This is a genomic window from Pseudomonas sp. FG86, assembly GCF_057808775.1.
This window is the reverse complement of sequence record NZ_JBMDIS010000159.1, coordinates 1-6,443: the sequence shown is the minus strand read 5'-3', so window position 1 is coordinate 6,443 and position 6,443 is coordinate 1. Positions and strand designations below refer to the sequence as shown.

The following is a 6,443-nucleotide window of genomic DNA, read 5'->3' as shown; positions in this document are numbered from 1 at the left end:
CCCAAAACCAGTCTCTGCGGAATATCTGGTACACCGCACTCGTCCTTCATTGGGGGCGCTGCGCGCCCCAACGCGGGGCAAGCCCGCTCGCCACAACCAGCCCGCTCGCCACAGGGGTTACAGTTCGCTGCGCGACAGCGCTACGTCGAAGAGGTCGTGAGGCCTCCCACATTGGGTTCGCTATCAGGCTTGGGAGTTGAGGAAGGCTGCCATCAACTGGTTCACCCGCTCCGCCGCCTCCAACTGCACCATATGCCCCTGCCCCGGCAATATCTCCACCTGGGCCTCCAGCCCCTGGGCATGGCTGGCCGGGATGATTGCATCGTCATCGCCCCAGATCACCAGGCTCGGCTGCTGCCCCACCACGTTGCGCAGATCCAGGCGCTGCCGCCCGCCATCGAACAGTTGGGCATTGAGTTGGCGTAATGCCTGGTCCACGCCTTCGAGGCGCTTGAACTTGAGCATGTCCTCCAGCATCTGCCGCGTGACCAGTGCCGGGTCGCTGAACAGTTGCACCAACTGCGGCTTGAGCGCGTTGCGGTTACTGGCCTCGGTAAACCCTTGCAGGTAGTCCCCGTTGATCGCTTCACCCAGCCCGGCGCTGGCAATCAGGGTCAGCGAGGCGACCCGCGCCGGCGCTTGCCGCGCCACTGTCAGGCTGACCAACCCACCCATGGAGTGCCCGGCCAGGTGCACACGGTCGAGTTCAAGGTGATCGAGCAACGCCAGCAGCGCCTGGCCCAGCTCGTCGGCGTCGCCGTTTTGCAGGGCCTTGCCCGACTCGCCGTGCCCCGGCAGGTCCAGGGCGATCACCCGCCGCTCGGCGGCCAGGGCCGCGTGATTGAACAGCCAGTTGTTCAAGTCGCCGCCAAAGCCATGCACCAGCACCAGCGGCGTGCCGCCCTCGCCGAGGTCGAGGTAGCGCAGCAGGCGCCCGCCCACCTCGACTTTCTGCGCGCGGGGCCCCGAGGCTTCCGCCTCGGCCGCACTGGACACGAACCCGGCCTGGAAGCCTTCGATCACAGCGTCAATCTCGGCTTCCGTGGCCTCGCCCTCCACCACGATCCCGAGCAACGCCCCCACCGGCAAGGTCTCGTCGCTCAGCGCCAGCACCCGGCGCAGCACCCCGCTGAACGGCGCCTCGACACTGCTGGAAATCTTGTCGGTCTCCACATCCAGCACTTCCTCCCCCTTCTCCACCGAGTCGCCGGGTTGTTTCAGCCACACATCAATGCGGCCCTCGGTCATCGACAGCCCCCACTTGGGCATGGTCAAGGTATGGATCATGCGGCAGTCCTCTTGTCGGCGATCTTCAGCACAGCCGCCTCGATCTTCGCGGCATTGGGGATGTACAGGTCTTCCAGCGCATCGGAGAACGGCACCGGTGTGTGTGGCGCGGTGACCATTTCGATGGGCGCGCGCAGGAACGAAAACCCGCGCTGTGCAACCAAGGCGCTGATATCGGTGGCGATGGAGCAACGTGGGTTGGATTCGTCGATCACCACCAGGCGCCCGGTTTTCTCCACGCTTTCGAGGATGCTGTCTTCGTCCAGCGGGCTGGTGGTGCGCAGGTCCAAGACTTCGCAGTCGATACCCTGGCGCGCCAGGTTGGCCGCGGCTTCCAGGGCGATATGCACCATGCGCCCGTAGGTCACCAGGGTGACGTCATTGCCTTCGCGTACAAAGTTGGCTTCGCCAAAGGGGACGGTGTACAGCTCTTCCGGCACCTCGCCCTGCAGGCTGTAGAGCATCTTGTGCTCGAGGAAGATCACCGGGTCGTTGTCGCGGATCGCCTGGATCAGCATGCCCTTGGCATCATACGGCGTGGCCGGGCACACCACCTTGAGGCCGGGGATGTGCGTCCACATCGAGGTGAGCATCTGCGAATGTTGGGCCGCGGCGCGCAGGCCGGCGCCGTACATGGCGCGCACCACCAGCGGCGTGGTGGTCTTGCCGCCGAACATATAGCGAAACTTGGCGGCCTGGTTGAGCAACTGGTCGAGGCAGCAGCCGATAAAGTCGACGAACATCAATTCGCACACCGGGCGCATGCCGCGGGTCGCCGCGCCGACCGCCATGCCGACGTAGCCGACTTCGGACAATGGCGCATCGAGTACGCGGTCGGGAAACTGCGGGTACAGGCCCTTGGTCACGCCGAGCACGCCCCCCCAGGCATCCTGCTCTCCGGGGGAACCGGTGCCGCCGGAGACGTCCTGGCCGATGATGAACACACTCTGGTCCCGGCGCATTTCCTGGGCCAGGGCTTCGTTGATAGCTTGCTGATAACTGATTTTGCGAGCCATGACGGTCTCTCCACGAATTGTTTTTGTAGTGGGTGGCGATTAGCGGTAAGCCACGTAGACATCGCTGAGCAGGTCGGCGGCCTGGGGCTTGGGATCGGACTTGGCCAGGCGCACGGCGTCTTCGATCAGTTGTGCGACCTCTGCGTCGATGCGCTCGAATTGCGCCGCATCGAGCCAGCCTTCGGCGTTGCAGCGTTGACGAAACAGCGCCAGGCAATCGTGGGATTCGCGCAGGTTCTTGACTTCATCCGGGCCGCGATAGGTTTGCGCATCGCCTTCGAAATGGCCGTAGAAACGGCTCAGCTTGACCTCCACCAGGGTCGGCCCCTGGCCATTGCGTGCGCGCTCCACGGCCACGCCAAGGGCTGCGTGCACGGCGAAGAAATCATTGCCATCGACAATCACCCCCGGCATGCCAAAGCCCACGGCGCGCTCGGCAATGTCCTTGCACGCCACCGACCAGCCTGAACCGGTGGCTTCGGCATAGCCGTTGTTTTCCGCGACGAACAGGCACGGCAGCTTCATGATCGAGGCCAGGTTCATGGCTTCGAACACCGCCCCCTCGTTGGAGCCACCGTCGCCGAAAAACGCCACGGCCACACCCTGGCTGCCCTTGAGCTTGGAGGCCAGCGCCGCACCGGCCGCCAACGGCGCACCGGCACCGACAATGCCGTTGGCGCCGAGCATGCCTTTCTCCTGGTCGGCGATGTGCATGGAGCCGCCCTTGCCGCCGCACACGCCGGTTTTCTTGCCGTAGATCTCGGCCATCATGCCGAACACATCCACGCCCTTGGCGATGCAATGGCCGTGGCCACGGTGGTTGGAGGCGATGCAATCTTCATCGTTGAGGTGCGCCATCACTCCCGCTGCGCTGGCTTCCTGGCCGGCATACAGGTGCACGAAACCAGGGATCTCGCCGGTGGCGAATTCCACATGCAGGCGCTCTTCGAAATCACGGATGGTGCGCATCACGGTGTAGGCATGCAGCAATTGATCGGTGGACAGGTGAGTGGACATCTTGTTGTTCTCCAGGTTGTCTCGACACACAAAAGGCTGGCAGCGGCCAGCTGCAACCTGCTCAGCACAGCCTGTGCCAAGGCGCGGAAAAACCGCGCAAAGCCTTGATCCAGAGCAGTACCCTGCGGTTGTGCGGCGACGTCCCCGAGCCGCAAAATGAGACGGGCCATTGCAACCTGCCCGTGGTGTCTCAGCCCGAATGAGACGCTGCGTCTCACGCCGGGCAGTTGGTCAGGCCGCCCTTGTCCCTCTGCGCACATGCGCGCTTAATGGCGGGCATAACAACAAAGATCGAGAACCGGAGGCCTTATGCTCGCCGCGAACTCCAAGGACCATGTCGACTGCGTCAGTCGCGTGGTGCGCAATGCCGATCGCCTGCCCCAGGCGCCAGTACCGTCACTCATTTTCGATTCGTGGCGGCGCTCCATGGAACAACACCATCTCGACCCTGGCTCACTGCAAGGCCCGCGCATCCTCAGCGAACCACGCCTCAAGGAATGCCGCGAGCGCGCCGAGCTGTTCATGCGCATCGCCAGCGAGGCCGTCGGTCAGCTGCACCACCGTGTGCGCCAGGCCGACTACTGTGTGATGCTCACCGACGCCCAGGGCCAGACCATCGACCACCGCGTGGACACGGCCATTCGCACCGATTGCCGCAAGGCCGGCCTGTACCTGGGCACCTGCTGGTCGGAAGCCGAGGAAGGCACGTGTGGCGTGGCCACCGTCCTCACCAGCAAGGCGGCGGTCACGGTGCACAAGCGCGATCACTTCCGTGCAGCCTTTATCAGCCTGACCTGCTCCGCCGCGCCGATCTTCGACCCCCAGGGCAACCTGCTGGGGGTGATGGACGCCTCGGCGCTCAAGTCCCCGGATGACCGGCGCAGCCAGCACCTGGTGCGGCAGATGGTGGCGCAGAGCGCCCAGGCCATCGAGAACGCCTTCTTCATGCACAGCGCCCGCCAGCACTGGGTGCTCCAGGCCCACAGCACGCCAGGGTATGTCGACAGCCAGCCCGACCTGTTGCTGGCCTGGGACCAGGACGGCCGCCTGCATGCCCTCAACAGCAAAGCGCGCCAGGCCCTGCGGCTGCGCTTTGGCCAAGTGCCGGAGCATATCGGCGAGGTTTTCGACCTGGACGCCTTGCACGCCGTCACCGATCAATCGACCCAGCAGTTGAACTGGCTCGGCGAGCCTGGCGCGTTACATGTGCGGGTCAACCCACCCCGACGCAAACCGGCGCGGGTGGTTGCAAACACCCAGGTCGACCCGCGCGTGGAAGAACACCTGCGCCTGGCTGTGCGCGTGAAGGACCGTAACCTGCCGGTGCTGGTGCAAGGTGAAACCGGTGCGGGCAAGGAGGTTTTCGCCCGCCAGTTGCATGAGCGCAGTGCGCGCCGCGAGGGACCGTTCGTGGCAGTGAACTGCGCGGCGATCCCGGAAAACCTGATCGAAAGCGAGCTGTTCGGCTACGTGGCCGGTGCCTTTACCGGCGCCTCCAGCAAAGGCATGCCGGGGTTACTGGTGCAGGCCGATGGCGGCACGCTGTTCCTCGATGAAATTGGCGACATGCCGCTGGCCCTGCAGACCCGCTTGCTGCGGGTCATGGCCGAAGGTGAAGTGGCCCCGCTGGGCGCCGCGAAAACCCGCGCAGTGAATATCCAAGTGATCTGCGCCAGCCACCGTGACCTGGCCGCGCTGGTGAGCGAGGGGCGGTTTCGCGAGGACCTGTACTTTCGCCTGGGCTGTGCGCGCTTCTGCCTGCCGCCCCTGCGCGAACGCAGTGACAAGCTGGCGTTGATCAACGGGCTGGTGACGCAGGAAGCCCGCGGCGGTGGCATCTCGGTGGGCATCGCCCCGGCCGCGCTGGAGTTGCTGCTGGGCTATGCCTGGCCGGGCAATGTGCGGCAACTGCGCCATGTACTGGCGTATGCCTGTGCGGTGTGCGAGGGCGGTACGATCCAGCTGGCGGATTTACCCGTGGAAGTGCGCGGCGAGCGGGCCGAGGCCGATGTGCAAGCCCCTGTCAGCCCGGAGCGCCAGGTGGTGCTGGATGCGTTGATTCGGCATCGCTGGAAGCCATTACCGACAGCGCAGGCGTTGGGGATTTCCAGAGCAACGCTCTACCGACGCGTCAACCAGTTGGGCATCGACATGCCGGGCAAACACTGAACCTGTGGGAGGGGCTTGCCCCCCTCCCACACCGGACCGATGCAGACCCCGAGGTATCAGCGGTAGACCAGGCCACCATCGATCAACGGGGACTGCCCGGTCATGTAATCCGCATCCGGCCCCGCCAGGTAAGCCACCAGCCCCGCTACATCCTCTGGGGTTTCCGCACGGCCCAGGGCGATGCCGTCCACGTACTTCTTGTAGGTGGCCCCCACCTCGGCACCGGTGATCTCGGCCATGCGCTTGTCGATCTCGACCCACATGTCCGTGCCCACCACACCGGGGCAATATGCGTTGACCGTGATCCCGACGCTGGCCAGTTCCTTGGCTGCCGCCTGGGTCAAGGCGCGCACGGCAAACTTGGTCGCCGAGTACACGCCAAGCAGGGCGAAGCCTTCATGCCCGGCAATCGAGCAGGCGTTGATGATCTTGCCCTTCTGCTTGAGCGCCTTGAATTTATTGCCGGCCGCCTGGATGCCCCACAACACCCCCTGCACGTTGATGCCCAGGGTGCGTTCGACCTGTTCCGGGGTCACGTCCAGCAGCGAATCGATCTGCGCCACCCCGGCGTTGTTGACGATGATGTCGAAGCCACCCAGGGTCTGGTGCGCGTGCTCCACGGCCGCCACCACCTGCTCGCGCTTGGACACATCAGCGATGAACACCGAAGCCTTGCGCCCCAGGGCCACCACTTCGGCGGCTACCGCTTCAAGCTTGGTGCCATTGATGTCGACCAGGGCGATATCCGCACCGTCCCGTGCCAGGCGCAAGGCGATGGCTCGGCCAATGCCTTGCCCGGCGCCGGTCACCAGCGCAACTTTTCCAGCGATGACTTTTCCAGCAGTACTCATGACGAACTCCTGCAATGATCAGAGAAGCCTCGTCTATCGCAGGTCCGCGCCGCAGCTGTCGAGCCGCGAGTGGATCGACGTGCGGGCTGAGACGCGATGTCTC

5 protein-coding genes are annotated in these 6,443 nt (G+C 64.8%); 1 reads left to right on the top strand and 4 read right to left on the bottom strand.

Going from position 1 to position 6,443, the window contains the following annotated elements; genetic code table 11:
- Positions 1 to 183: 183 nt before the first annotated feature.
- The 3 genes from ACODSV_RS35695 to ACODSV_RS35685 are packed head-to-tail and all read right to left on the bottom strand — an operon-like array spanning position 184 to position 3,320.
- Positions 184 to 1,287 carry an acetoin dehydrogenase dihydrolipoyllysine-residue acetyltransferase subunit gene (locus ACODSV_RS35695; RefSeq protein WP_150055507.1) on the bottom strand — a complete coding sequence of 368 codons (1,104 nt, stop codon included), beginning with the start codon at positions 1,285 to 1,287 and terminating at the stop codon, positions 184 to 186.
- On the bottom strand, positions 1,284 to 2,303 hold the full coding sequence (locus ACODSV_RS35690) for an alpha-ketoacid dehydrogenase subunit beta (protein ID WP_024076037.1): 1,020 nt from the start codon (positions 2,301 to 2,303) through the stop codon (positions 1,284 to 1,286). Before ACODSV_RS35690 ends, ACODSV_RS35695 begins: the two co-directional genes overlap by 4 nt.
- 39 nt (positions 2,304 to 2,342) lie before the next feature.
- Positions 2,343 to 3,320 carry a thiamine pyrophosphate-dependent dehydrogenase E1 component subunit alpha gene (locus ACODSV_RS35685; protein ID WP_024076038.1) on the bottom strand — a complete coding sequence of 326 codons (978 nt, stop codon included), beginning with the start codon at positions 3,318 to 3,320 and terminating at the stop codon, positions 2,343 to 2,345.
- A 309-nt stretch (positions 3,321 to 3,629) separates the two neighbouring features.
- Between ACODSV_RS35685 and ACODSV_RS35680 the strand changes: the two genes are divergently transcribed.
- The gene (locus ACODSV_RS35680; RefSeq protein ID WP_454843580.1) at positions 3,630 to 5,489 is read left to right on the top strand and encodes a sigma-54-dependent Fis family transcriptional regulator; all 1,860 of its coding nucleotides are present in this window, start codon (positions 3,630 to 3,632) and stop codon (positions 5,487 to 5,489) included.
- Positions 5,490 to 5,545: 56 nt separating this feature from the next.
- Here ACODSV_RS35680 and ACODSV_RS35675 read toward each other — a convergent pair whose 3' ends face one another.
- Entirely contained in the window at positions 5,546 to 6,340 is a 795-nt protein-coding gene (locus ACODSV_RS35675) for an acetoin reductase (RefSeq protein WP_150056543.1), read from the bottom strand.
- Between the last annotated feature and the right edge of the window lie 103 nt (positions 6,341 to 6,443).